Raw genomic sequence first — 25,327 nt, 5'->3', positions numbered from 1 at the left:
AATCGGGAATAGAATTGTATTAGACCAGCATCCGTTCTAGGGCGTGGACATCAGGAATACTTAAAATATCTCGTTCCCGATGAATTAAGCCTTTCTTTTCTAGTTTACTCAAAACGCGAGTTACCGTTTCTCGTGCCAATCCACTTAAACCACTTAACTCTCGATGGGGAAGGTTAGGAATTTGGGTTCCTTCGTTGGAGCTTTTTCCCTGACCTTCGGCTAGAAAGAGTAAAATATCAGCAACCCGTGAGGTACTATCGGATTCACGCAATCGTAGACGTCGATTCACCTGACGCAAACGCCTCCCCATTAACTGAGCCAGTCGCATTCCGGCGCGAGGCTCCGTTGTAATTAACTCCACGAAATCCTGAGCCGGCATATTCCCAATTAAGGTGGGAGCTAATGTGATCACATCCGTAGACCGGGGAACTTCATCTAAGGCTGCCATTTCTCCGAAGAGTTCACCCTTACCTAAAATATTTAGCGTTACTTCTTTACCATCCAAATTATAGGTACGAATTTTGACCCAACCATCCAAAATAAAATAAACGGAACTCCCCCAGTCATTTTCTAACAAAATAACTTGGTTTGCTGGATGGTTTCGACCCACAATATGAGATGTTGCTTTATCAGCTGCATCAGTCGGCAAGCCTTCAAAGAAAGGCGTTGAGAGGATCATCTTGTGGATATCAGATTGATTGTCACGGGAGAAATACCGATCTTCCATGAGGCTGTCATTACTTATAAATTCGCAATCTTCAGTAGCTAATAAAGAAAGTGGGTTTTTAGTGGATTGTCCGTCAGGAGAATTAGTGCTCAAGAGTGTCAATCCTCCCAAAATTCCCCCTATCATATTAACTAAGATTATGCCTCTGTTGATTCCAACAGGAATAACAAATGATTAGGCAATTTTCTATTTTAGAGCGATTAGGACACAAAAAAGTTAAACTGGTTTAGTTTTTAACAATGTTGCCCCTCGGTCGCCATGTTCCAATCCACCCCAAAATCTTAACTTGGCTACTTGAGTGCTTCTGAAGCCTAACATATTATGTAGATAACAATTGCTTTAATCTGGGGAATCCTGAAGATCAAGCGATTGTGGAGTTAGGAACGTACAGAACGCATCAACCAATGATTATTGAGAGGGTTCAGCCTTGAACGTTCAGAAGGATCAGATCCAGGCACTCATCGCCGAAATTGACGAGGTTCTAAGCCAACCCAACTTACGTTTACCTTGGGTTGTCTTTGGGGAAACTGTCACACGCTCCCGTCAAGTCCTAGAGCGTGTGCGAAAGTATTTGGTCTTTCTTCAGCAACAGGTAGACGAGGGGGCTCTCCTGTCGCCGATGGAGACCCATCAACCTGAATCACCGGGAATGCGAGAACCACTATGGCAAGCCATCCGCCGGGAAATGATTTATCTGCGTACCCATCTCACTCAACCTCTTCAAGAAGAGGTCGATCACTTACGCACTCAACAACGGAGTTTAGTCCAAGAAATTCAACAATTAGAAGCCCGAAAAGCCCAAACTCTGGCACAAATCCAGCCCCCATCCTATCAACAACAACTCAGTCGTGAATTTTTGCAGGAGTTCATGACTCGATTACAGGATAGTTTGATTCATAATGTTACTGAAACCCTTAACCATATTGAAAACCGCTTTTTAGATTCGGTTTTATTGACTGAATCTAATTCCCTTCCAGCCCTGCCCTCCAACCCCTCGGACGGGTCACAAACTTCTGTTTCTAGTCTGACGCCAGCCCAACGCCTAGAACAGATGCGACAGTTGCAAGCTCAATCGGATCATTTGTTGATGACGCTAGATTCAAGTCTAAGCGTGATTTTTGAAGCGTTACAACGGAATCTCCAAACTTATTCTGATTCCTTGTCCCAAAGTTTGGAACGGATGCACAGTTTGGGGAAACAAGGGGAAGTGATGTTTACAACGTTGGTTAACCAACTGGCTCAACAGGTAGGTCAAGAAACGTCTTCCTATTTACAGTCTTCGTTACAATTAACGGAATCTGAATCCCCTGTAATTGGGTTAGAGGCAACAAAGAACAGAGAACCGGAAATCGTACAGTCTGTGATAACTCCTCCGGTTTCCTCTGATGAGGAGTTATCTTTTACGGTTGAGGAATTTTTACCCTATGCGGGGGCAGAAGTTCCCAGACAACCTGATGTGGGTTTTACCTCGACTCAGGAGATGGCCCAAGCACAAGGGGAAGAAGGGAAACAACCGGACATCCTTCAACCTTTATCGCCCGTTGAGGTTCAATCTCCTCGGACTATTGAAGAGGAGTTGGAGTTAAGACCGGAGGAACCCGGCTTTTCCTTGGCTTGGGATGAGTCGGTGTTAGAGCCAGAAAGTTCTGATGCTGATTTAGACTTAGAAGCATTATTTAATGGGGCTGAAGAGAAAGAATCCCTAATTGTTAATATTACTGAACCAGAGGAAATCGATTTATTTGGGGAAGATGTCGGTTCCCTAGAAGCAGAGAAAGAATCTCCGATTGTTAATATTACCGAATCAGAGGAAATCGATTTATTTGGGGAAGATGTCGGTTCCCTAGAAGCAGAGAAAGAATCTCCGATTGTTAATATTACTGAATCAGAGGAAATCGATTTATTTGGGGAAGATGTCGGTTCCCTAGAAACAGAGAAAGAATCTCCGATTGTTAATATTACCGAATCAGAGGAAATCGATTTATTTGGGGAAGATGTGGAAATTCTTGAGGAATTTGATGAAGATGAGGAGGATCTTTCGGAAGATATAGAGACTCTATTATTAGATGAGGAAACACCAACGGATGCTGAAGGGCTTCCAGGGGTGAATGAATCAGATTTTAATAGAGACACAGAAGAAGTATTAGAGGATTCAAAAACAACAACAGAATCAATACAAAATGAACCTGTTCTCAGTCTGAATTCTTTGGATTTGTTCAATGAATCGAACCCAGAAGTTTCCCAAGAATCTAAGGATTTGGAGTCTGAGGCTATTGTTGCTGAGTTCTCGATTCCAACGGTGTCTAATCCCTTTGAGGAAACCTTAGCAGATTTAAGCGATATTTTTGAAGAACCCACCTTTGAGGATGAATCCCCCGCTAATGTAGGTGTGGTGTCTGCCAGCACTCAAGAAATGCTGACAGCTATTCCAACGGTGAAAAAATCTCCTGCGCCTAATATTGAGAAGCAGACCGCCAGTTGGGAAACGGATGAGTATATTCAAGCTTCCCCGGATGAAAATTTGCTGCCAATCTCCTTAGAAGAAACGAGTGATCAAGTTGATTCTCGGTTATTAATTGGTCGCAATACTTTGGAATTTTTAGAAGCTGATTTGTTTGATTTAGAGCAAGTAGAATCAAAATCAGAAATCAGTTTTTCGACCCAAAATTTATCCGAAAAACCACTCAATCCTCAACTTAAATCTCAACCCCTAACTAATAAAAAACCAACCCTAGAAGTAGTCCCCAAATCATCCTCGCCTGAAGAAGTCATTACCTTTGAAGATTTATTTAGAGATATGGGCATGGAACCCCGTTCCGTGCAATCAGTTCCTTCTCTCAGTGTTAAACCTTTGAATGTTCCATCGGAAGAGGCCGAAAATTTGGTATCTCTACAAAGTTTTTCGGATTTAACCTTAGATGATGTCTTTAATAGTTTGAATCTAGCTGAGAAAACTCCCGTCCGGTTGGAGAATGAACAAGAAGAAGAAAATTCACTCAGTTTGGAAGCGTTGAGTCAAGAATTTTATCAGTAATCAGTGTAGAGATGGGCTATGGCTTGTCTTTAAAAGTTAAGAGTTAATTGACTAATTAAAGTTAACTAATAGCTGATAACTGATAACTGATAACTGATAACTGATTAATGATTAATGATGATGGTTCAGGATTCAGGTATTGAGACGGATATTTCTGCTTTAGAATTGTTGAGACAACAGACTCAATGGTATTTAGGGATTGATTTAGGAACAACGGGATTATCTGCGGCCTTGTTTCATCGGGATACCCGTAAAGTTTATCCCATTTATTGGCAAGCAGAACACACGGAACTCTCGGAAGTTGAGGATCTTCCTTTCACGTTTCGGCTTCCGTGTCAAGTCTATTATGTTAATTCCCAGGAGGAAGCAACACCTAGCCACTTGCAACATTTTAAACCCTTATTAAATTTGGCAATTCCCTATTATCGAGACGATGATTCCTCTGGGTTAACCGCATTTCCCATGATTCAATGGTCAGAACAACAGTCTATTTTTTTGGGAGGATTTCAAGAAGCGTGGACAGCATTATTGTCTACATTAAATCCTAGTCGGGTTTTGCAGGGTCGGGGAACTCCGCGATTAATAGAAAGAAACCGGGTAAATTGTCCCAGTATCGCCTTACCCAATATTTATCGCCTTGGTGCTGTGGGACTTGATGGCGAGGAATTTCAACAAGCTTTAATGGCATTAGGGGGAATAATTTTAGGATGTCCAGTTGGCGCAACCGAAGCTTATCGGTTTAATCTTCGAGAAGCAGCATTAGCCGCAGGACTGGTAAAACGTCCTGAACAAATTTTTATTATTGAAGATGCGATCGCCACTTTATTATATCAATTTCATCTCAATTCTCCTGATCCAAACAGCACAATTTTAATGCTGAATATTGGAGCTACAACTACTGAAATGGCGGTAGCCACCCTACCTCAAGATTTAAGGGAGTTTTCGGCTTCCCAGGTCGTTTGTCATCAGGTCGCCTATGGTGGAGATGCGTTTAATCAGGATATTATCACTCAACTTTTGCTGCATCCAGAAGGTTCACCCTTCCAAACTTTTGATATTCCTGATTTTGTTTCCCCCCAACCCGGACATCCTGATTTAACCAAACGTTATCGTTTACAACAGATTTTACAGAGTTCTGAAGCGGGATTAAAATTATTAGAAATTGCTGAACTTCTCAAATTTAAACTTCAGCAAACCGATCATTATATCTTGAAATTAAATAACTATTCTTGGGAGGTTTCTCAACAGGATTTAGAACAAAAGATTTTGATTCCTTTTGTACAACAGTTAAATCGAGAACTCAATCATCTGTTTAGTCAAAAAGGGATCTCTCCTGTTGGCATTAATCAAGCAATTTGTACGGGGGGAAATAGCACTTGGCCGACCTTTAGCCGTTGGTTACGCCAAAAATTACCGAATGCGTTGATTACTCAAGATAGTCCCCGAAACCCAGAGAATTCTGATAATAATTATTCTCATAGTAGTCGATTAGCTTGGGGTTTAGCGGTTTTACCCCTTTATTTTAAAGTTTTGGATGTATCCCGACATCAATACAGTGATTATTTTATTTTAGCTGAACTTTTACGAGTATTTCAAGAACAACCGTTATCTTTGTCAGAAGTCAATCAACTCTTAGAAAATCGAGGAATCAATACTCGTTCCTGTCAAGATCGGATTGTAGCAATTTTAAATGGAACATTACCCCCAGGTTTAATTCCTTCAAGCACTGAGGCGGTTTGGTTAACTCTGGAATCTCAAACTAACCCTGATTATCAAGGACTCCTGGAAGGAGCATTATTTTATCAAGATGTGGATCACCATTATTTTGTAAGTTTAGATCGCGCTGATATTACTCGGCAATATTTAAGCCAGTTAAGCCAAAATTCTCATCAAACTTGGGAAGAACCTCAATCAATTATCAGTTATCATTAATTACAGATCAGTGTAAAAGCTAGAAGTCAAGAGTCAATCAACTTTAAACTTTTTTACTGATAACTGATAACTGATAACTGATAACTAATAACTGATTTATGAATTTACCAACTTGGATTACTGTTTCCCGTTTATTGGGAGTCCCCTTTTTATTATATGGTTTACATGATCCAACCGTTACAAACCGTTGGATTTGTTTGGGAATTTTTTTGATTGTTGCGAGTACAGATTGGTTAGATGGATATTTGGCTCGAAAACTGAATCAAGTGACAGATTTAGGAAAATTTCTTGACCCTTTGGTAGATAAATTATTGGTTTTTGCGCCTTTATTAGCCTTTATTGAATTAGGAAAAATCCCAGCTTGGGGAGTCTTTTTAATGTTAGCACGGGAACTGACAATTGCTGGATGGCGGGTGAATCAAACTCAAATTTCTGGGGCAAATATTTGGGGTAAATTAAAAACAGTCAGTCAAATTTTAGCGATCGCTTTTCTCATTGCACCCTTACCGGACAGTTGGAAACTTCCCACTTTAATTTTATTCTGGGTTTCTGTGGGATTAACTTTAATTTCAGGTTTAATTTATTTAATTCCTCAATCTTCCATCCAAACAGATATAGCGCTACGCGCAAGGGAACAGGGAACAGGGAAAAGGGAACAGTAAGAATTGAAAGGGTTTCAGGGTTTAAAAATGTCCTCACCGTAATGCGTAGCGCTATACTATAGATGAGTGATATTCTATTAAAATTTACGATTAGAACAGTAGATTAATATTAAAATCAAATTAATCTTCGGGGCGAGGTAACCTCACCCCTACACTGGGATTTGTGTCGATTTTTTATGATTAATAAATCGCAACAACGAGTTAAGAATATTGATAGCGGGGATGAATGCGGGGGTTAAGTTTATCTTGGACGGGTTGACCTTGTTTGAGGTGTTGTTCAACAATGAGGGGAACTTCTTCCGGTTTAACGCGATAATACCAAATTTCATCGGGCGTGACTCGCATCGTCGGGCCAATATTACATTGACCTTGACAACCACTGGCTTCTATTATTACTCCCTCAATCTTATAATTTTCAAAAGCCTCCAGAACTGCAACCGAACCCTGTCGCTGACAAGACTGATGTTGACAAATTAACACACAATGAAGAGGTTGAGTTTCCATAAAGGGTTCTGAGTTACAAGGGTTGACGCTGTTGATATTTAATACAAATTTAAGATTAAGGATTGACCCTTTCTATAATTTAACTTAAAAATAGGGTTGTTTTGGTGCGTGCGCGGAGCTTACGCACCCTACAGTTGAGAGAAGACTGCTTTAGGATGAATTCACTAAAGCAGTTGTTAACTTACACCACTTTTCAATTTTTTCATTCCCTAGCGGGAGGCTTCCATCTCAGCAATATCCAAAGTTGTCCTCAACACCGAATCTGGATTTAAACTGATGGAATCTATTCCTAATTCCACTAAGAAACGTGCAAATTCAGGATAATCACTCGGCGCTTGACCACAAATTCCAATCTTACGATTGTAGGCTTTAACCGTTGCGATCGCCATTTCAATCATGCGTCTTACGGCTTCATCTCGTTCGTCAAAAATAGGAGCGACTAACGCCGAATCTCGATCTAATCCTAACATTAATTGGGTTAAATCATTTGATCCAATCGAGAAGCCATCAAACACTTGACAAAACTCATCCGCCATTAAAACATTACTCGGTAATTCACACATCACATAGACTTGTAAGCCGTTTTCTCCCCGAACTAACCCATGTTTTGCCATTTCCGCTAACACTTTTTGTCCTTCTTCCGGTGTCCGACAAAAGGGAATCATCGGGATCACATTGGCTAATCCCATTTCAGTTCTCACCCGTTTTAAAGCTTGACATTCTAAGGCAAATGCTTCTCGATATTTCGGATCATAATATCGGGATGCACCCCGCCAACCGATCATCGGATTTTCTTCGCTGGGTTCAAATTGTTGACCCCCCAATAAATTCGCGTATTCATTACTTTTAAAATCACTCATCCGCACGATCACAGGATTCGGATAAAAAGCCGCCGCAATCATACTGATTCCATGAGCGAGTTTATCAACAAAGAAATCGGGTTTATGATCATAATGTTCCGTTAATTGAGCAATTTGTTGTTTAACGGCTTCATCTTGTAATTGATCAAAATAAATTAATGCTAAGGGGTGGGTTTGGATGTGATTTGCAATAATAAATTCTAACCGAGCTAACCCAACACCATCATTGGGAATAGCAGACAATTTAAACGCTTCTTCCGGGTTTCCCACATTCATCATCATTTTAGTTTGGGTTTTAGGAAGATGGTCTAATACGGTTTCTTCAATAATAAAAGGAACTAACCCTTGATAAACTTTTCCGGCTTCTCCTTCGGCGCAGGAAACCGTAATTTTATCTCCCGTATTTAATACTTCCGTTGCATTGACACAACCTACAATAGCGGGAATTCCTAACTCCCGTGCAATAATCGCTGCATGACAAGTTCTGCCTCCAGCGTTGGTAATAATTGCACTGGCTTTCTTCATAATCGGTTCCCAGTCGGGGTCAGTTTTATGGGTGACTAATACATCTCCCGCTTGAAACTGATCCATATTTTTAACACTGGTCATGACACGAGCTTTTCCTTGCCCAATTTTATCACCTACAGCCCGACCTGTGACTAATACTCGACCTTTGCCTTGTAATTTATAATGTTGTAAAACCCGTCCTGTTTTTTGAGATTGTACCGTTTCTGGACGAGCTTGGACAATAAATAACTCTCCATTTAAGCCATCTTTTGCCCATTCAATATCCATCGGTGAATAGCATTGTCGGACTTGGGAATAGTGATCTTCTATCATCACTGTCCATTGGGCTAATTTTAGAATTTCTTCGTCAGAAAGAGCAAATTTTTTCTGTTCAGAAATCGGAACTTCTATATTTTTAGTTTTTTGTCCCAGTTCATACACCATTTTAACCGCTTTTGTGCCTAAGCGTTTTTCTAAAATCGGTTTAAATCCTTCCCGTAATGTGGGTTTAAACACCAGATATTCATCGGGGTTTACTGCACCTTGAACGACGTTTTCTCCTAACCCGTAAGCTGCTGTAATTAAGGCAGCATTTTTAAATCCAGTTTCGGTATCAATGGAGAACATTACCCCCGATGTCGCTAAGTCGGAACGTACCATTTTTTGAATACCAACGGAGAGGGCAATATTACAGTGATCAAACCCTTTTAAGGTACGATAGGAAATGGCGCGATCGGTAAAAATAGAGGCAAAACAATAGCGAGTTGCATCTAAGACGGCTTTGGCTCCTTTAATATTTAAGTAGGTTTCTTGTTGACCTGCAAAACTGGCATCGGGTAAGTCTTCGGCGGTGGCGGAGGAACGCACGGCGACATCGGTATTTTGACCATAGCGATCGCAAAGTTTTTGATAAGCGGCTACAATTTCGCCTTCTAATTTGGGTGGAAATAGAGTATTTAAAATCAGAGATCGCGCTTGTTGACCGCGAAGACGAAGATTTTTAATATCTTCTACATCTAAACCCGCAAATAATTGTTTGAGTTGTTGTTCTAAATTGGCATAGGTAATGAAATACCAATAAGCATAAGCAGTAATAGCAAACCCTTGAGGAACGTTAATTCCTTTAGGTTGTAACTGTTGAATCATCTCTCCTAGGGAGGCATTTTTTCCGCCAACTAAACCAACATCCTCAATTCCGACTTGATCAAACCAGAGAATTAAGGCTTGTTCTTTATATTGAGATAAGGGTTTAAAGGGTAAGGTTTTTAACATGGTTTAAATAACTCCAAATCAAACTAACTACCTAATCCTTAGATAGTGATTATGTACTTTTATTGCAAAATAAGTCTGTTGAGAGAAAAGGCTATTTCTATCTACCTTCAGACAGATTTAGTGTTTTCTCTAAAATCGTAAATGGTTGATCCCTAATGTTTAAGCGTCGAGTTCAATTTAGTTTAAATTGGATTGAGTTTAGGTGGCTGAGTGAATACTCGACGTTTAATTAATCCTACTTTTATCTTATTGCGTCTGTTGGAAATCGACATCCCTCTTGGTAAAATAGTCTTAGTTACCTAATGGAAAGAATGGCGACAGATCGGCTTCTGAGAGATATTTTAAAAAACATTAAGTTTTTTTAGGAGGCGCGAATGAAAGTTAAGGAATGTTACAAGACTACCGAGGTATGGGACAGTAACCAATGCCTAGACATGATGTGTCCGATTGAGTTTATTCTGGAATTAATCGGAACAAAATGGTCAATCTCTATCCTGCGGGAGTTATTTCGCGGAAACCAACGCACCCATGAACTGTTAGAGGCGTTACCCGGTATTAGTACCAAAACCCTAACAGTTCGGTTGCGGGAGTTGGAAAAACATGGGTTAATCCACCGCACCGTTTATGCTGAAATTCCCCCGCGTGTAGAGTATTCTCTGACGGAGAAGGGATTAGAACTTCAACCGGTTTTAGTCGCTTTAAAGCAAGTCGGAGAACAATGGTTAAAAGACAGTCATTGTGTTTGTCCATTGGAACTTACACTCTAAAGAGAGTTTAGGGGAAATAAACCCTGATTCACAGAGTCTTAGTTCCTGTGTAGAACCCGCGCTGAAATGGATTTGAGAACTAACATCGAACGCCCTTTTTAGAGGATTGTTGATATTAGATCAAGCTTGAAATCCTAGACAGGATGCGGGTTTGGGTTTTTTGACTTCAGGACGACCGATCCCATAAGGACTAAACTTTCCCCGGTCTGTATACTCTCAATAGAATTCCTTGAGTTTTACAATGGAAATGTGATCAAAAAATCATCAGATAGGGTGTAAGCTTCTGCGGTATATTGAATACTTAAAAGAATCGAAATTCTTGAACAGAATGCTTTGCTAATGTTGTATAAAAAAAAATTATTTGGCTTGGCGACAATCCTGCGTCCCTTCCTGAATTGGAGTTATCAGTTATTGGGATTAGCAAGTCTGGATGAGTTAGAAGCTAAACTCCAAGTAGAAACCATTAAGAATGAGCAGATGAAGCAACAGCAGAATGCTCTTTATCGAGTGCTTAGTAAAATTCGAGCCTCTTTAGATATCGATTATGTTTTTCGCACTACAACCAAAGAAACCTGTAAACTCTTAGGAGCAGAACGAGTTGCTGTTTATCGCTTCCATGAAGATTGGGGTGGAGAATTTGTCAGTGACTTTGAATTTGCTGAACCCGGTTGGATTGATGAAGAAAAGTTAGGCAAAAATACCGTTTGGATTGATAGTTATCTTCAGGAGAACCAGGGGGGGCGATATCGGGAAAATCAAACTTTAGTGGTTGCTGATGTGCTTGAAGCTGGATTATCTCAATGTCATGTTGATGTTTTACTCCAGTTTGGAATTCGAGCCTATGCAACGGCTCCGATTTTTACCCAACACAAACTCTGGGGGGTTTTGGCAGCCTATCAACATTCTAAACCTCGTGAATGGCACGATTCAGAAGTGGAATTTTTAGCTCAAGTTGCGACTCACTTAGGATTTGCAGTTCACCAAGCTGAATTATTAGCTCAGACGCAACAAAAAGCCAAAGATTTAGAAAAAACCAGTGAACAACAACAAATTTTATTAAGCGTTATTTCCACCATTCGGGAATCTTTAGATTTAGATATTTTATTTAAAACCACTGCTAGAGAAGTTCTCAAAGCCCTGAATGCTGACCGGGTGGGAGTCTTTCGCTTTGATCCAGAATCCAGTTATTGCTTAGGTCAATTTGTTTCTGAAAGCGTTTTACCGATCTATGATTCTGCATTAGCCCATCCAATTTATGATCGATGTTTTGGAGAAAAATATGCGATGGATTATCACCAAGGTCGAATGCAAGTTTTAAATAATATTTATGAAGCGAACTTAAAAGATTGCCATCTTCAATTATTAGAACAATTTCAAATTAAAGCTCAAATTGTCGCCCCCTTAATGAATGGTAAAACCCTTTGGGGGTTACTGTGTATTCATCAATGCGATCGTCGCCGTGAATGGACAAACAATGAACTCAAATTTGTAGAACAATTAGCAGCCCAGTTTAGTATTGCCCTTAGCCACTCGGATTTATTAGCCCAAACTCGTTCCCAAGCCGAAAAATTAAGCCAAACCCTGCAAGATCTGAAAACCGCCAATTTAAAATTAGAAAAACTGGCTCGTAGAGATGGATTAACTGGGATTGCGAATCGTCGTTATTTTGATATCATTTTTCATCGGAATTGGAAAACTGCTCAAGAGAAGCATCACTATTTAACGTTGATTTTATTTGATGTTGATTATTTTAAACTTTTTAACGATTTCTATGGGCATCCTGTCGGAGATCAATGCTTAATTAATATTGCTCGATCTATTCAAAAAATCCTCCGCTCAACGGATCTTTTAGCTCGGTATGGTGGAGAAGAATTTGCGATTATTTTACCGAATACGAATCCCGATCAAGCTAATCGTGTCGCCGACAAAATTCAATCTACAGTTAGAAACTTAATGATTCCCCATGCCAATACTCCTAACGGGAAATCTATTGTTACTATCAGTTTAGGCATCGCCAGTCAAATTCCCCACTCCCATCAACTTCCCCAAGACTTAATCACCGAAGCCGATCAAGCTCTCTACAGTGCCAAAAAACAAGGACGAGATCAATGGGTTTCCTGGGTGCAACCCTTAACAGTCATCAGTTAACAGTTATCAGTCATCAGTCATCAGTCATCAGTTATCAGCTATCCACTATTGCCTATTGCCTATTGCCTATTGCCTATTGCCTATTGCCTATTGCCTGTTCCCTGTTCCCTGTTCCCTGTTCCCTGTTCCCTGTTCCCTCTAATATCACTCATAAACGTAAAATTCTGTAACAATTATTACAAATTTAACCTTTTCTTCGGGATCACAGGTTAGGCTACAGATAGAAGACAAATTCAGCGATTACTGATGGAGGTCTGCACAATGGTATCCTCTCCTGTCAGAATAAATCCGGCACCGACTCCGGCTTATATTTGCCCCTATGATCGGACTTGTAGCTATTTGGGACAAGCGGCGGTTGAATTAAATCTTGATGACAATATCCTGGTGGTGTTACAACAACCCCGCAAAGTTGTGACCGTTTCCATTCCGGTCAAACTCGATAACGGTAAAGTTGAGGTGTTAGCGGGACATCGAGTCCAACACTGTGATGTCCTTGGCCCCTATAAAGGCGGTTTACGCTATCATCCCTCCGTTAATTTGGGAGAACTCTCCGCCTTAGCCATGTTAATGACGTGGAAATGTGCTTTACTTGGCATTCCCTACGGGGGTGCTAAAGGTGGCATTGGCTTTGATCCGCATCAATATAGTTTAAATGAATTAGAACGGATCACCCGTCGTTATGCCAGTGAACTGATCAAAGATATTGGGCCAGAAACCGATATTCCAGCGCCGGACGTGGGAACCTCGTCCCGTGAAATGGCCTGGATCATGGATACTTATTCGATGAATATGGGGCGGGCGGTGCTAGGGGTTGTGACCGGGAAACCGTTATCTGTGGGAGGTTCAAAAGGACGAGATATGGCAACCGGACGGGGTGTGATGATTACCGTGCGGGAAGCCTTAGCCGAAATGGGCAAAACCCTTGAAGGCGTAGCAATTGTGATTCAAGGCTTCGGGAAAGTGGGTGCGGCGGCGGCTCAATTGTTTTATGAAGCGGGCGCGACGGTCTTAGCAGTTTCCAATGTATCTGGCGGGATCTATTCGGAAAATGGCTTAGATATTCCAGCCCTGCAAGCCTACGCTGCCCACAACAATCATAGTATAGCGGGATTTCCCGATAGTGAACCCATTAGCAATGCCGAATTATTAACATTAGCTTGTGATGTTTTGGTTCCGGCGGCAATGGAAGATCAAATTACTGAAGAAAATGCCGATCAAATTCAAGCGAAAATGATTGCTGAAGCGGCTAATGCACCGATTACATTATTAGCCGATCAAATGTTAGAAGCGCGAGGAATTATCGTTCTCCCCGATATTTTAGCGAACGCTGGTGGCGTGGTTGTCAGTTATTTAGAATGGGTGCAAGGTCAATCTTTTGTTTTTTGGGATGAAGAACGGGTGAACCATGAAATGGAAAACCTGATGGTACAAGCTTATTCTCGTGTGAGTGAACGAGCTAAATTGCGGGGGGTTTCTATGCGATTAGCTGCTTATACGTTAGGCGTGGGTCGTGTCGCCCAAGCCTTAATGGATCGGGGTTTATATCCATAGAACCACAGACTGTAGGGTGCGTGCGGCTTCGCCTTACGCACCATCCGTAATACAAGCGGAAGTATTGGGGAAAGATGCGATCGCTAACGTGGGTAAAACAAAGCCACACACACCATCCGTAATACAAGCGGAAGTATCGGGGAAAGATGCGATCGCTAACGTGGGTAAAACAAAGCCACACACACCATCTGTAATACAAGCGGAAGTATTGGGGAAAGATGCGATCGCTAACGTGGGTAAAACAAAGCCACACACACCATCTGTAATACAAGCGGAAGTATCGGGGAAAGATGCGATCGCTAACGTGGGTAAAACAAAGCCACACACACCATCTGTAATACAAGCGGAAGTATCGGGGAAAGATGCGATCGCTAACGTGGGTAAAACAAAGCCACACGCACCATCTGTAATAGGAAAAGCGATCGCTAATCAATTTTATCGATTCCCTTTTTTAGAATTCTTTTCGGGATTAATATAGCGCTACGCATTACGGTTAGGACATTTTTAAACTCTAAAACCCTTTCACTTCTTACTGTTCCCTGTTAAGCTGTTCCCTGTTCCCTCTTCAAGTAGCGCTATAGATTTTGGGCTGATGGTGTGATCGCATTGTATTGCATATTTCTTCCCTAAAAGATGGTGCGTGCGGCTGCGCCTTACGCACCCTACAATTGATTTGATTTTTTCGTTAATTTTTGAGAAATAGATCGGATTAATGCCGGATGGTGGATGACTTTAAAAAAGTTTTTTACTGCTGATAATTTAACATAATAGTTTTAATGATATTACATAATCAGGGACACCCTTGACAACAACCTAATAACACTTCAGCAAAAATTAGGATTTCAAGGAATTGAAATGATTGCAGGTGATTTGTCCAATTTTTGTTTAATTCAATCTTAGACTGAGTTTTCAATCTCTCATGTTATTTTATAAACCATGAATGTTATCAATCCCTTGCAATCATGGCTTTAAAGTTTATCTCCATTCCACCGGAAACCAGAAAACCTCCTGAAGGGTTAATTGTGTTAATGCACGGTTGGGGTGCTAATGCCGAGGATCTGACTGCTCTAGCTCCAATGCTGCGTTTGCCTGAATATCAATTTATTTTTCCCCAAGCCCCCTTTCCCCATCCCCAAGCCCCCCTAGGACGAGCGTGGTATGCCTTGGAAACTCCTGAATATAAGGGATTGACCGAAACTCAAAACCAAGTTAAGGAATGGGTAGAATCCTTAGAAGCGAGTACCGGGGTTCCCTTATCTAAAACAATATTAGGCGGATTTTCCCAAGGGGGAGCGATGGCTTTGGATGTGGGGCGTTATTTTCCCTTAGCGGGTTTAATTAGTTTAAGTGGTTATTTACATTTTTCCCCCGAACCGTTAGATCATCCTTTATCTGCGGTGTTGATCGTTCATGGAAAACAAGATCCTGTTGTTCCGATAGAAGCCGCCCAGCAAGCGCGGAATGTCTTTCAACAGTTAGGTGCTCAGGTTGAATATCAAGAATTTAATATGGGTCACGAAATTCGGCCAGAGGTTTTAGGGTTAATAAGAAGTTTTGTAATGAATTGTATGCCATAATTCCCCAAATGCCCTTAGTATAGAAATGGGGAAATCAATTGATGACTACCCTGCTTATCAGGCTCAAAACAAATGCAATTCACGGGAGGTGTAACTCATGGAAACCTTGACTCGATCCTCACCGCAACAGATTTCACTTCTCACGGCTGATGATGTGGCACAATTAGCCGCACGTCTGGAAGGAGATGATTATAATAATCCCTTTGAAGGACTCAACGATTGGCATTTGTTACGAGCAATTGCGTTTCAACGTCCAGAGCTAGTGGAACCTTATGTTTACTTGCTCGATCTTGAAGCCTATGATGAAGCGTAACGATTCAATCAATCTGTAGGTTTCAATTGGATTAATAGATGAGAATAATTTCGCCTTCCACCTTGGAAAAACGGATTCTAATTGGAATCAGTGGGGGTATTGCAGCTTATAAAGTCTGTGAAATTGTTTCAACCTTAGCCAAAGCTGGGGCTGATGTTCGGGTGATTTTGACCGACTCAGCCCAAAAATTTATTACTCCCTTAAGCTTTGCAACCCTCTCTCGTCAATCGGCTTATACGGATCAAGACTTTTGGCAATCGACTCATGGGCGGCCATTACATATTCAGTTAGGGGAATGGGCTGATGTTTTTTTGATTGCACCACTGACGGCGAATACCTTAGCGAAATTAGCCACAGGATGTGCAGATAATTTACTGACCAATACAGTTTTAGCGTCTAGCTGTCCTGTGTTACTGGCCCCGGCGATGAATCGACAAATGTGGAAGCAAGTTTCCGTACAACGCAATTGGCAAACTTTATTACTTGATCCTCGGTTTCAGGGAATTACCCCGACGGCTGGAATTCTCGCCTGTGATCTTCCCGCTACAAAAACAGGCAATTCTTTGATTGAAGGCGCCGGACGGATGGCTGAACCTAAACAGATTTTAGCTCATCTCGATTCGTTATTGCATACCCAAGGCAAACGGGATTTAGACGGAAAACGGGTATTAATTAGTGCCGGGGGCACGAGGGAACATCTTGATCCGGTCAGATTTATTGGAAATCCCTCAACGGGTAAAATGGGGTTGGCGTTAGTACAAGCTGCCATTCATCGGGGTGCATCGGTGACATTAGTACATGGCCCCATGAGTACGGAATTATTGGCGGCTTTGCCTGAAGTCAAGTTAGTTTCCGTGATCAGTAGCGAGGAAATGTACCAGGAAATGATACAACGATTTCCTCAAGCCGATCTAACGGTGATGGCGGCGGCGGTTGGTGATGTGAAGCCTGCTATTTATAGTGAAGATAAATTACCGAAGCATCTTTTACCCACAGAACTGCCATTAAAGCCTATTGTTGATATTGTAGCAGAATTAGGCAAAATAAAACAACCCCACCAACAATTAGTCGGGTTTGCGGCACAAACTGGGGAAATATTGAAGCCTGCTCAAGATAAATTACACCAAAAAAATTTAGATGCTATTGTTGCAAATCCGATTGATTTACCTGATGCTGGATTTGGAACTGAAACCAATCAAGCCATATTTTTAAGTCGTCAGGGACGTAAATTAGAAATTGCGGCTTGTAGTAAGTTACAATTAGCCCATCAATTATTTGATTTTATAATAAAGTAATCACAAATGAATCAGCCTGCTATTTTAGTTGTTGATGATGAGCCTCGGAATTTTGATGTGATTGAATCGCTTTTAATCAGTCAGAATTATGAGTTACACTATGCTTCCAGTGGACAAGAAGCTCTCGAATCCCTAGAAATAATACCACTCGATCTAATTTTATTAGATGTAATGATGCCAGAAATGGATGGGATTGAAGTTTGTTCTCGGATTAAAGCCAATCCTCAATGGCAGTCAATTCCGATTATTATGGTGACAGCATTAACGGCGAAAGAAGACCTAGCTCGATGTCTGAATACAGGTGCTGATGACTTCCTCAGCAAACCCATTAATAGTCTGGAACTTCGTGCTAGAGTTCATTCAATGCTACGGATTAAGCAACAATACGACAATCTGCAAATATTACTTAAATTGCGAGAAGATATGGTTAATATGTTAGTTCATGATCTCAGAAATCCCCTAAGCGGTATCTTATTAGGATTAGAGATGTTGATTCATCCCAAGTTTTCACAAGAGGCACAAAAAAATAGAATAGTTCAGATCAGATCATCAGTAGAAAAGTTAGTAGACTTAATTAATGATTTATTGCTGATGGCGAGAATAGAATCGGGTAAAATTGTGCTCAATATGACCCCAGTTGATCTAGGATATATGCTTGGGGCGTTAGTTAAAGATTTTGAATTGAACGCATCTAAAAAAAATATTGCTATCATCACCCAGTTACCGGATGTTGATAGTAATATCAACATAGATAAAGCGATGTTTCAGCGAGTTTTAGATAATTTACTATCTAATGCCCTTAAGTTCTCTCCAAAAGAAAGTAAGATTATAGTAAGTGCCGAATATCTCCTCGACGGCGGAGTAAAAATTAAGATTGCTGATGAGGGAAAAGGTGTAACCGATGATTTAAAACAACGTATTTTCGAGAAATATGAAATTGGGACTCTGATGCCGGGGATCTCTCAAATCGGATTAGGATTAGCTTTTTGTAAAATGATTGTTGAAGCTCATGGTGGCACAATTACTGTTGATAATAATCAACCTCAAGGATCAATTTTTGAAATTACATTAAATAGGTAATAGGTAATAGCAGGGAACAGGGAACAGGGAACAGGGAACACCGGAGGAAAAGATTTAACCGTCTAGGTATCAGTTTATGTCCTAACTGCCTTGGCGGTTGCTATAATTAACACAATTTTAACCAGATTAACCAGAGAGAATAACCCAATCAATGAATTATCTAGGAGTTCGCTTTAATATTACTGCCCTAAAATTAGCAGAAAAAACTCTTGAACAACAACTACAAGTATTTGATGCTGCGATTGATGGTATTGCTATTATCAAAGCAGATAACTATATCTATGTAAACCCGTCTCATCTTAACCTATTTGGTTACGAAAAATCTGAAGACCTAATTGGTAAATCTTGGAGGCTTTTGTATTCTCAACAACAGATAGAAAGATTTGAGCAAGAGATCTTTCCCCGATTAAGATCCGATCGCTTTTGGCAAGGAGAAATGATTGCCAATCGTCAAGATGGCTCTACCTTTGATCAAGAATTATCTCTCACCATCACCGATGAGGGGCTATGGATTTGTGTTTGCCATGATCTTAGCGATCACCCGAAAATTAAGACTGAATTAGCCAAGAGTGAAGCTCTATTTCGAGGGTTAGTCGAAGGATCAAGCGATTTAATTTGGTCTTGTGATCTTGATGGTAAATTTATCTATCTTTCACCCCAATTTGAGACATTTTTTGGCTGGGAAGCTAGTGAATGGATTGGTAAATCGTTTCTGGATCTCGTACATCCTGATGATCGGGAAATAATGGATAAAGATTATCCCCAAAAAAGGGACAATCTTGAGTTCCGACATCTGCACCGAGATGGTCATTATCTGTGGGTAAAAGTCAATGCTACAGCGATTAAAAATAAACAAGGGAAAATCGTTGGCACTCAGGGAATTTTATCGGATATTAGCAAGCGCAAAGCATCTGAACAAGTTTTAAATCAACAAGTACAACGAGAAAAACTGCTACGAAAAATTACCCAACGAATTCGTCAATCCCTAGACCTTCAAAGCATTTTCCAAACCGCTTGTCAGGAAATCCGCTCACTGATTGAGGCAGATCGAGTCAGTATTTTTAAGTTTTATCCCGAATCTAACTTTGATGATGGCGAAATGGTCGCTGAATCAGTTGTAGCAGCATTTCCTTCTGTCATGACGATTCCCATCCATGATCACTGCTTTGGCGAAAAGTATTCCCACCTTTATGCTAAGGGAAAATATCAGGCTGTGGGTGATATTTATAATAGTGGGATGTCACCCTGTCACATTGAGGTCTTGGCTCAATTTCAGATTCGTGCCAACCTAGTTATACCTTTGCTCTGTGGTAATGATTTGTGGGGCTTACTTTGCATTCATCAATGTGCAACAATTCGCCACTGGCAGCAGTCTGAGATTGAGTATATCCAGCAAATTGCCCACCAATTAACGATCGCCATTCAACAAGCCAGTTTATATCAGCAACTCCAGTGTGAGCTACTGGTGAGACAAAAAGTTGAAAAGCTGATTGCCCAGCAACTGCTGCAACAACAAGTATTAGCTAACATTAATCAACAAATTCGAGAATCTCTAGATATTAATCAGATCTTGGCAAAAGTGACTGAGCATGTCAAAAACATCCTGGATTGTGATCGTGTCATCGTGTTTCAGCTTTTTGCCGACGGTAGAAGTCAAATTGTCGAAGAATTGGTATCTGATCAATTCGTCACCCTCAAAAATTGCCAATGGCAAAATGAAGTATGGTCTCAAGAAATCCTTGATTACTATTGGCAAGGACTGCCCCGGATTGTGCCTGATGTAATGAATGATATCTGGACAGATTGCCTGATGGAATACAATATCACAGGTCAAATCCAGTCCAAAATTGTCGCCCCTATTTTGCAAGAAGCAATCAAAAACGACCAGCATCGTTGGATTGATCCTAAAAACATTAGCAGACTCTGGGGGATTTTAGTGGTTCATGCTTGCCAAGAAAAACGAGTATGGCAAAAGTCTCAAGCCCAACTTCTGCAACAAATTGCTAACCAATTAGCGATCGCTATTCAACAAGCCAGTTTATTTGATCGGTTGGAACAAGAACTCAATGAAAGAAAAATAAGCCAGCAACAACTGATTGAAAGTAATCAAGAATTGGCAATATCTAATGAACAACTTGCCCGTGCCACCCGCCTCAAAGATGAATTTCTGGCTAATATGAGCCATGAATTGCGTACTCCCCTGAATGCTATTTTAGGGATGTCTGAAGCCTTAGCAGAAGAAATTTTTGGCCCCCTCAACGAGAAACAACAACAGGCAATAGAAACCATTGCCAGCAGTGGCACTCATCTGCTCTCATTAATTAATGATATTCTTGATGTCGCTAAAATTGAATCAGGAAAAATTGAACTAGAATCCGCCCCAACATCCATTAACGAGTTGTGCGAATCAAGTTTGCTATTCATTAAACAACAAGCCCTACAAAAACGCCTTCAGATTCAAACGGAAATTCCCCCTAATCTCCCCGATTTGTTTGTAGATCAACGGCGAATTCGCCAAGTCTTAATTAACCTCCTCAATAATGCCGTTAAATTCACATCAGCAGGGGGTAGAGTATCCTTAACAGTTAAAGTTGAATTCCCAACAGAAACTGATTTTCGCAGTCCCTCTATTTGTTTTGCTGTGAGCGATAATGGGATTGGGATTACTCCTGAAAATCAGGATAAACTTTTTAAACCCTTTGTGCAAATTGATAGTGCTTTAAATCGTCAATATGCGGGTACAGGTTTAGGACTTGTGCTGGTGAAACGGATTGTGGAAATGCACGGTGGTCAGCTAGAAGTTGAGAGTACAATTGGTGTCGGTAGTTGTTTTAGCTTCCGTTTACCTTATCAACAGTTGCCGTCCCCAATTCCTAAATCTTCTAGCCCCCAATCATCAAATTTAGATGGGGGCAAAAATCCCATAACTCAAGTCTTAGAAACATCACCTGTGATTCTGTTGGCAGAAGATCATGAAGCTAATATTATTACGATTTCTCGTTATCTGAAAGCAAAAGGCTATACAATACTGTTAGCAAGAAATGGTCAAGAGGCGATTGATATTGCTAAATCACAGAGTCCTGACCTAATTTTGATGGATATTTCAATGCCCGGAATCGATGGCTTAGAAGCAATTAAACATTTGCGTCAAGACAGCGATCCCCGACTGGCAAAGATTCCGATTATTGCCCTAACTGCCTTAGCCATGAAAAGCGATCAAGAAAAATGCTTAGAAGCCGGGGCTAATGGCTATTTAACTAAACCTGTTAAACTGAATCAACTCACAAGTACAATTCAACAAATTCTCGTCAAAGGTAGTATTAATGAATTTATTTAACTTAATGGGAGAATCAATGAAAAGACGAACAAAACAACAATGGCTAAAATATCTAAAATATCTAACTTTTAGTCTAATTACTGGAATTTTAGCGATCGCCCTGACTAATTGTATCCCAGAATCATCCAGTCCATTAAGAATTGCGACTAATCTTTGGCCAGGATATGAAACCTTATATTTAGCTGAGGATCTAGGTTATTATCACAACCAGCCGCTCAAATTGATAGATTATCCTTCAGGAACAGAAGAAGTTAAAGCTTATCGCAATGGTGAAATTGAAGGCGCGGGATTATCAATCGATCAAGCTTTATTGATAGCCAGCACCCAAAACAATGTTAAGATCATTACGATTATGGATGCTTCTCATGGTGCGGATGTAATTTTAGGACGACCAGAGATCACCAATATCAAAGCATTAAAAGGGAAACGAGTTGGACTAGAACCAACTGCTTTGGGATCTTTTTTTATTGCTCGTGCGCTCGAAAAAAATGGGATGTCTGTTAAAGATATTGAGATCGTTTCTTTAGAGCCATTAGAACATGAACGAGCTTATAAACAGAGACAAGTAGATGCCGTCGTTACCTTTGGGCCTGCTGTCCCTAAAATATTAGAAGCTGGGGCAAAAGTATTGTTTGATAGTAGCCAGATTCCGGGAGAAATTTTAGATGTGATTGTTGTTAATACCGAAGCGATCGCTAATTCTCCTCAAACCCTTCAAGCTTTAGTTAATGGACGATTTCGCGCCTTAAAATACTTAGAAGAAAATCCTCAAGCAGCAGCAATTAAAATCGCTAAACGGACAGGAGTAACACCAGACGCAATGTTGAATGCCTTTAAAGGGATGAATCAATTCAACTTAGAAGAAAATCAAAAATTATTCAATCCCAATGATCCCACCTTCGTCAATGGACTGAAAAAATTGATGAATATTATGCTAGAAAAAAAATTATTACCCCAAGCCCTTGATCTGACTAAAATACTAGATGATCAGTTTATTAAAAACGCTAAATTATAAACTTCAAAAGTGATGATGATGAAACGTTTTCCCCTCCCCCTAAGATTTTCAATTCCAGCCATTTTAATTACTTACTGTACCTTCTCAGGAATTACATTGTTTAATCAACAGGTTGTTGAAAGCTACAATACGCAGAGAACAAATGCCCAAAACTATCTGAGAATTTATGCTGGACAAACAGCAAGAATATTAGATTATTTAAAACGCATAGATACTCAAAATCGTGAGTATATTGACTATGCAGAAACTACGATTATTAGTCAGCTTGGCAGTGATATGAATATCACTCTAGTGCTAAAAATAGATGAAAAAAATATAATTGATTTGTCAAATCATTATGAACTTAAAGGAAATCCCATCTCCCAGACAATAGCTGCTGCTTATCTGTCTAATTTCGCATCTGTACGCGAAAAACAGGCAGGAAAAATACTACTTTCTAAAGATAAAAAAAAGCTAATTGCAATTTATCCTTTAATTTCATCGATTTTACCTAATGAAATCAAACCTTCTCGGACAGGCATTCTTTTGATTGAATATGATCTTAGCCTGATGAAAGAATATGCTTTTAATACTGCTTTAAAGGGAACGCTTATTTTTAATGGCGGGTTAATGATATTTAGTTTTGGATTATGGTTTTTCTTTGATTTTACTCTGACGCGACGAGTTTCTCAATTAGTTTATGCTAGTAATAGTTTAGCAAAAGGATACTTAAATACTAGAACTAAATTAACAGGTTCAGATGAACTTGTGCAAATCTCTGTTGCCTTTGATCGCATGGCAAATAAAATTCAAGAAAATGCTGATATTTTACAACGTCAAACAGAAAGAGAAATATTAATCAAGGAAATTACCCAACGGATTCGTCAATCTTTAGAATTAACAACTATTTTTCATACGGCAACAGAGGAGATTCGTGAATTTATCGACGTTGATCGAGTTGGAATTTTTCAATTTGATCCTGAATCTAACAATACTTCTGGGAAATTTATATCTGAATCTGTTAAAGTTGGGGTGGATTCAATTATGAATATTAAAATTACCGAAGATTGTTTTTCAGAACAATGTCAAATTTACTATTATTATGGTAGAATTTCAATTTTAGATGACATTAATGAGATCACAATGAATCAATGTTATCGTCATTTTTTAGAGAAACTTAAAATTCGATCTAATTTAGTAATGCCCTTAGTTACTCAGGAAAAATTATGGGGTTTACTTTGTATTCAGCAATGTTATGAAGCTCGACAATGGCAACAGTCAGAAATTGATTTTGCACAACAAATTTCTAATCAATTATCGATCGGCATTCAACAAGCATATCTACTTAATCAGACAAAAAAAGAATTAATAGAAAAACAGAGAACAGAAACAAAATTAATTAAAAGCAATAAACAATTGGCAATATCTAATGAACAACTTGCCCATGCCACCCGCCTCAAAGATGAATTTCTGGCTAATATGAGCCATGAATTGCGTACTCCCCTGAATGCTATTTTAGGGATGTCCGAAGCCTTAACAGAAGAAGTTTTTGGCCCCCTCAACGAGAAACAACAACAGGCAATAGAAACCATTGCCAGCAGTGGCACTCATCTGCTCTCATTAATTAATGATATTCTTGATGTCGCTAAAATTGAATCAGGAAAAATTGAACTAGAATTCGCCCCCACATCCATTAACGAGTTATGCCAATCAAGTTTGGTATTGATTAAACAACAGGCAATACAAAAACGCCTTCAGATTCAGACGGAAATTCCCCCTGATCTCCCCGATTTGTTTGTAGATGAAAGACGCATTCTCCAAGCTTTAATTAACCTTCTCAATAATGCCATTAAATTCACTCCCAAAGGGGGTAGAGTCTCCTTGACAGTTAAAGTTGAATCCCCAACGGAAACTGCTTTTGGTCGTCCCTCTATTTGTTTTGCCGTCAGCGATAATGGCATTGGGATTACTCCTGAAAATCAGGATAAACTTTTTAAACCCTTTGTGCAAATTGATAGTGCTTTAAATCGTCAATATGCGGGTACAGGTTTAGGACTTGTGCTGGTGAAACGGATTGTGGAAATGCACGGTGGTCAGCTAGAAGTTGAGAGTACAATTGGTGTCGGTAGTTGTTTTAGCTTCCGTTTACCTTATCAACAGTTGCCGTCCCCAATTCCTAAATCTTCTAGCCCCCAATCATCAAATTTAGATGGGGGCAAAAATCCCATAACTCAAGTCTTAGAAACATCACCTGTGATTCTGTTGGCAGAAGATCATGAAGCTAATATTATTACGACTTCTCGTTATCTGAAGGCAAAAGGATACCAGGTTATCTTAGCAAAAAATGGTCAAGAGGCGATTGATATTGCTAAATCACAGAGTCCCAACCTAATTTTGATGGATATTCAGATGCCAGTTATGGATGGTTTAGAAGCGATTAAACAGATTCGTAAGCATAGCGATCACCGATTAGCAACGATTCCCATTATTGCTCTGACTGCCTTAGCAGCGACAAGCGATCAAGAAAAATGCTTAGAAGCAGGTGCTAATGACTATCTGGCTAAACCTGTTAAACTGAGTCAACTCACAAGTACAATTCAAGAAATATTAGCCAAAGAGAAAAACTAATCAATTTCCCCTCTATTTAATAATAATGATCAAGGTTATTTATTGGCTCAACCTTTATCGGCTCAAGAAATTGAAATCAAATTTTTAGATAAATAAAAAATTTTGTTATAATAAATAATCGTCAGGCTAGTTCGTTGAA

General features: G+C 39.9%; 17 protein-coding genes. 13 read left to right on the top strand and 4 right to left on the bottom strand.

Annotated features, from left to right (window positions below):
- Positions 1 to 19: 19 nt before the first annotated feature.
- The gene (locus tag H6G57_RS16475) at positions 20 to 727 is read right to left on the bottom strand and encodes a Crp/Fnr family transcriptional regulator (protein WP_190520413.1); all 708 of its coding nucleotides are present in this window, start codon (positions 725 to 727) and stop codon (positions 20 to 22) included.
- A gap of 427 nt (positions 728 to 1,154) precedes the next feature.
- Here H6G57_RS16475 and H6G57_RS16470 point away from each other — a divergent pair, with 427 nt between their 5' ends.
- The 3 genes from H6G57_RS16470 to pgsA all read left to right on the top strand — a co-directional run bounded on the left by H6G57_RS16470 (position 1,155) and on the right by pgsA (position 6,355).
- Positions 1,155 to 3,761, top strand: coding sequence for a hypothetical protein (locus H6G57_RS16470; RefSeq protein ID WP_190520391.1), 2,607 nt, complete (start codon positions 1,155 to 1,157; stop codon positions 3,759 to 3,761).
- Positions 3,762 to 3,881: 120 nt separating this feature from the next.
- Positions 3,882 to 5,693 carry a hypothetical protein gene (locus H6G57_RS16465; RefSeq protein WP_190520388.1) on the top strand — a complete coding sequence of 604 codons (1,812 nt, stop codon included), beginning with the start codon at positions 3,882 to 3,884 and terminating at the stop codon, positions 5,691 to 5,693.
- A 98-nt stretch (positions 5,694 to 5,791) separates the two neighbouring features.
- On the top strand, positions 5,792 to 6,355 hold the full coding sequence (gene pgsA / locus H6G57_RS16460; RefSeq protein ID WP_190520386.1) for a CDP-diacylglycerol--glycerol-3-phosphate 3-phosphatidyltransferase: 564 nt from the start codon (positions 5,792 to 5,794) through the stop codon (positions 6,353 to 6,355).
- Positions 6,356 to 6,556: 201 nt separating this feature from the next.
- Here the strand turns inward: pgsA and H6G57_RS16455 are convergent, their stop codons facing one another.
- Both H6G57_RS16455 and ppsA read right to left on the bottom strand, forming a co-directional pair.
- The gene (locus tag H6G57_RS16455) at positions 6,557 to 6,859 is read right to left on the bottom strand and encodes a ferredoxin (RefSeq protein ID WP_190520384.1); all 303 of its coding nucleotides are present in this window, start codon (positions 6,857 to 6,859) and stop codon (positions 6,557 to 6,559) included.
- A 209-nt stretch (positions 6,860 to 7,068) separates the two neighbouring features.
- Positions 7,069 to 9,498, bottom strand: a complete 2,430-nt coding sequence (gene ppsA / locus H6G57_RS16450) for a phosphoenolpyruvate synthase (protein WP_190520382.1) — start codon at positions 9,496 to 9,498, stop codon at positions 7,069 to 7,071.
- A 374-nt stretch (positions 9,499 to 9,872) separates the two neighbouring features.
- Between ppsA and H6G57_RS16445 the strand changes: the two genes are divergently transcribed.
- From H6G57_RS16445 to H6G57_RS16435, 3 genes are all read left to right on the top strand, one after another.
- On the top strand, positions 9,873 to 10,265 hold the full coding sequence (locus H6G57_RS16445) for a helix-turn-helix domain-containing protein (protein ID WP_190520380.1): 393 nt from the start codon (positions 9,873 to 9,875) through the stop codon (positions 10,263 to 10,265).
- 339 nt (positions 10,266 to 10,604) lie between these two features.
- Entirely contained in the window at positions 10,605 to 12,413 is a 1,809-nt protein-coding gene (locus tag H6G57_RS16440) for a diguanylate cyclase domain-containing protein (RefSeq protein ID WP_199314348.1), read from the top strand.
- A 261-nt stretch (positions 12,414 to 12,674) separates the two neighbouring features.
- Positions 12,675 to 13,964 (top strand): Glu/Leu/Phe/Val dehydrogenase, encoded by a 1,290-nt coding sequence (locus tag H6G57_RS16435; protein WP_190520378.1) that lies wholly within the window; start codon positions 12,675 to 12,677, stop codon positions 13,962 to 13,964.
- Between the two features lie 33 nt (positions 13,965 to 13,997).
- Here the strand turns inward: H6G57_RS16435 and H6G57_RS16430 are convergent, their stop codons facing one another.
- A complete protein-coding gene (locus tag H6G57_RS16430) occupies positions 13,998 to 14,291 on the bottom strand; it encodes a hypothetical protein (RefSeq protein WP_190520376.1) in 294 nt (97 codons plus the stop codon).
- A gap of 635 nt (positions 14,292 to 14,926) precedes the next feature.
- Between H6G57_RS16430 and H6G57_RS16425 the strand changes: the two genes are divergently transcribed.
- From H6G57_RS16425 to H6G57_RS16395, 7 genes are all read left to right on the top strand, one after another.
- The gene (locus tag H6G57_RS16425; protein ID WP_190520374.1) at positions 14,927 to 15,541 is read left to right on the top strand and encodes an alpha/beta hydrolase; all 615 of its coding nucleotides are present in this window, start codon (positions 14,927 to 14,929) and stop codon (positions 15,539 to 15,541) included.
- A gap of 97 nt (positions 15,542 to 15,638) precedes the next feature.
- Positions 15,639 to 15,854 carry a DUF2555 domain-containing protein gene (locus H6G57_RS16420; RefSeq protein ID WP_190520372.1) on the top strand — a complete coding sequence of 72 codons (216 nt, stop codon included), beginning with the start codon at positions 15,639 to 15,641 and terminating at the stop codon, positions 15,852 to 15,854.
- 38 nt (positions 15,855 to 15,892) lie between these two features.
- Positions 15,893 to 17,149 (top strand): bifunctional phosphopantothenoylcysteine decarboxylase/phosphopantothenate--cysteine ligase CoaBC, encoded by a 1,257-nt coding sequence (coaBC, locus tag H6G57_RS16415; RefSeq protein ID WP_190520370.1) that lies wholly within the window; start codon positions 15,893 to 15,895, stop codon positions 17,147 to 17,149.
- A 6-nt stretch (positions 17,150 to 17,155) separates the two neighbouring features.
- Positions 17,156 to 18,229 (top strand): response regulator, encoded by a 1,074-nt coding sequence (locus tag H6G57_RS16410; protein ID WP_190520368.1) that lies wholly within the window; start codon positions 17,156 to 17,158, stop codon positions 18,227 to 18,229.
- 151 nt (positions 18,230 to 18,380) lie between these two features.
- On the top strand, positions 18,381 to 21,566 hold the full coding sequence (locus H6G57_RS16405) for a GAF domain-containing protein (protein ID WP_190520366.1): 3,186 nt from the start codon (positions 18,381 to 18,383) through the stop codon (positions 21,564 to 21,566).
- A 16-nt stretch (positions 21,567 to 21,582) separates the two neighbouring features.
- Positions 21,583 to 22,581, top strand: coding sequence for an ABC transporter substrate-binding protein (locus H6G57_RS16400; RefSeq protein WP_190520364.1), 999 nt, complete (start codon positions 21,583 to 21,585; stop codon positions 22,579 to 22,581).
- Positions 22,582 to 22,599: 18 nt separating this feature from the next.
- The gene (locus tag H6G57_RS16395) at positions 22,600 to 25,188 is read left to right on the top strand and encodes an ATP-binding protein (protein WP_206756693.1); all 2,589 of its coding nucleotides are present in this window, start codon (positions 22,600 to 22,602) and stop codon (positions 25,186 to 25,188) included.
- Positions 25,189 to 25,327: the final 139 nt, after the last annotated feature.

This window comes from Planktothrix sp. FACHB-1365, from assembly GCF_014697575.1.
Classification (GTDB): domain Bacteria; phylum Cyanobacteriota; class Cyanobacteriia; order Cyanobacteriales; family Microcoleaceae; genus Planktothrix.
The sequence above is the reverse complement of the archived record's forward strand: the minus strand, read 5'-3'. Positions and strand labels throughout refer to the sequence as shown.